This window comes from Corallococcus praedator (assembly GCF_003612125.1).
Classification (GTDB): domain Bacteria; phylum Myxococcota; class Myxococcia; order Myxococcales; family Myxococcaceae; genus Corallococcus; species Corallococcus praedator.
The window spans coordinates 1-455 of sequence record NZ_RAWI01000987.1; the positions used below are offsets into that span (position 1 = coordinate 1).

Annotated in this window: 1 protein-coding gene; it reads left to right on the forward strand. The window is 49.5% G+C overall.

Annotation, left to right across the window (positions count from 1 at the left end; translation table 11 throughout):
* Nucleotides 1-179 precede the first annotated feature (179 nt).
* The coding region (locus D7Y13_RS42715) for an epoxide hydrolase N-terminal domain-containing protein (protein ID WP_208734621.1) at nt 180-455 on the forward strand (276 nt) is incomplete at its 3' end.

Here is a 455-nt window from a genome sequence, read left to right on the forward strand (position 1 = left end):
TTTTTATCCGCAACAAAACCAACCGGAGGAGGTTCTGGTTTGGGTTTCTGGAGATTCCAGAGCCGGATTTTTGAGTGGATAGCCGGGTTAGTTACTAACTCAGAAGTATAATTAGTCTACCTGTTCCAATACAGGCACAGTCAGGCAATCGCATCTGGACTAATAAAACAAACTCAACTATGGAACCCTTTCAAATCAACATTCCTCAATCCACGCTCGACGACCTGCGGGCACGATTAGCCAATACCCGTTGGCCCGACGAAGTAGCCGATACCGACTGGGAACTCGGTACCAACCGGACGTACATAAAGAAGTTGGTCGACTACTGGCAAGACCAGTTCGACTGGCGGAAGCAGGAAGCGATGCTGAACCAGTTCGCCCATTTTCGTACCAAAATCGAGGGGTTCGGCTTGCATTTCATCCACGAACGCGGCAAGGGTGATAATCCACTACCG